The organism is Allosphingosinicella sp., assembly GCF_036387215.1.
In the GTDB taxonomy this organism is placed as follows: Bacteria; Pseudomonadota; Alphaproteobacteria; order Sphingomonadales; family Sphingomonadaceae; genus Allosphingosinicella.
The window spans coordinates 1-1,858 of the sequence record NZ_DASVUE010000381.1 but is presented as its reverse complement, the minus strand read 5'-3'; the positions used below and the strand labels follow the sequence as shown (position 1 = coordinate 1,858).

At 67.0% G+C, this 1,858-nt stretch carries 2 protein-coding genes; one reads left to right on the top strand and one right to left on the bottom strand.

Translation table 11 applies throughout. The features are described from left to right. On the top strand, positions 1-1,723 hold a 1,723-nt coding region (typA, locus tag VF662_RS14760; RefSeq protein WP_464142614.1), incomplete at its 5' end, for a translational GTPase TypA. 17 nt (positions 1,724-1,740) lie between these two features. On the opposite strand, the gene VF662_RS14755 is transcribed toward typA, so the two are convergent. After that, on the bottom strand, positions 1,741-1,848 hold the full coding sequence (locus tag VF662_RS14755; RefSeq protein WP_464142616.1) for a helix-turn-helix domain-containing protein: 108 nt from the start codon (positions 1,846-1,848) through the stop codon (positions 1,741-1,743). Between the last annotated feature and the right edge of the window lie 10 nt (positions 1,849-1,858).

Here is a 1,858-nt window from a genome sequence, read left to right as displayed (position 1 = left end):
GGCGATGGATTCGAACGACCTCGAGAAAGAGCGCGGCATCACCATCCTGGCCAAGTGCACCAGCGTCGAATGGTCGCCTCCGGGCGGCGGCGAGACCCACCATATCAGCATCGTCGATACGCCCGGCCACGCCGATTTCGGTGCCGAGGTGGAGCGGATCCTGTCGATGGTCGACGGCGTGATCCTGCTCGTCGATGCCGCCGAAGGCCCGATGCCGCAGACCAAGTTCGTCACCGGCAAGGCGCTTGCGCTCGGTCTCCGGCCGATCGTCGTCGTCAACAAGATCGACCGCCCCGATGCGCGCCCGGCCGAAGTGCTGGACGAATGCTTCGAGCTGTTCCTCAGCCTCGACGCCAACGACGAGCAGCTCGATTTCCCAGTCCTCTACGCGTCCGGCCGCGCCGGCTATGCGGGCGAGACCGACGACGTGCGCTCGGGCGATCTGACGCCGCTCTTCCAGAAAATCGTCGATCATGTGCCCGCTCCGGGCCTCGATCCCGACGGCGAGTTCAAGATGCTCGCCACCCTGCTCGATCGCGATCCCTTTCTCGGCCGCATCCTCACCGGCCGGGTCGAGAGCGGCCGGCTCGAGGTCAACATGCCGATCAGCGCGATCGACGTCGACGGCAAGCCCGTCGAAGCGGGCCGCGCCACCAAGGTGTTCGCCTTCCGCGGCCTCGACCGGGTTCCCGTCGAGACCGCGCAGGCGGGCGACATCATCGCCATCGCCGGCCTCACCAAGGCGACCGTCTCCAACACCATCGCCGCTCCGGGCGTGACCGAGCCGGTCGCCTCCCGCCCGATCGACCCGCCGACGCTTGCGATGAGCTTCGCGGTCAACGACAGCCCCTATGCCGGCCGCGACGGCGACAAGGTGCAGAGCCGCGTGATCCGCGACCGGCTTGAGCGCGAGGCGGAGACCAACGTCGCCATCCGCGTCACCACCGCCCACGACAATGACAGCTTCGAGGTTGCGGGACGCGGCGAATTGCAGCTCGGCGTCCTCATCGAGACGATGCGCCGCGAGGGCTTCGAGCTCTCGATCAGCCGCCCGCGCGTCCTCTTCCGCGACGGCCCCAACGGCCGCGAGGAGCCCTATGAGACGGTCGTCGTCGACGTGGACGACGAGCATTCCGGCACCGTCGTCGAGAAGATGGCGATGCGGAAGGCCGAGATGACCGACATGCGCCCCTCGGGCGGCGGCAAGACGCGCCTCACCTTCTCCGCGCCCAGCCGTGGCCTCATCGGCTATCACGGCGAGTTCCTGTCCGACACGCGCGGCACCGGCATCATGAACCGGCTGTTCGAGAAATACGGCCCCTACAAGGGTCCGATCCAGGGCAGGCAGAACGGCGTCCTCATCTCGATGGAGCAGGGCGAGGCGGTCGCTTATGCGCTGAACGCGCTGGAAGAGCGCGGCATCCTCTTCATCGCCCCCGGCGACAAGCTCTACGAGGGCATGGTGATCGGCGAGAATGCCAAGCCGCAGGATCTCGAGGTCAACCCCCTCAAATCCAAGCAGCTCACCAACTTCCGCGCCTCCGGCGGCAAGGACGACGCCATCCGCCTGACCCCGCCCAAGCGAATGACGCTGGAACAGGCGATCGCCTACATACAGGACGACGAGCTGGTCGAAGTGACGCCGAAGGTCGTGCGGATCCGCAAGCGCTTCCTCGATCCGCATGAGCGCAAGCGGGAAAGCCGGAAGTCGGAAGCGGCCTGATCGGCGGGGAGAAGAGACTAGTCCTCTTCGCCGCCCAGGTCCGCGTCCGATCGCTCATAGCCCAATATGTCGCCGGGCTCGCATTCGAGGTAGCGGCAGATCGCCGCCAGCGTCGAGAAGCGCACGCCCTTCACC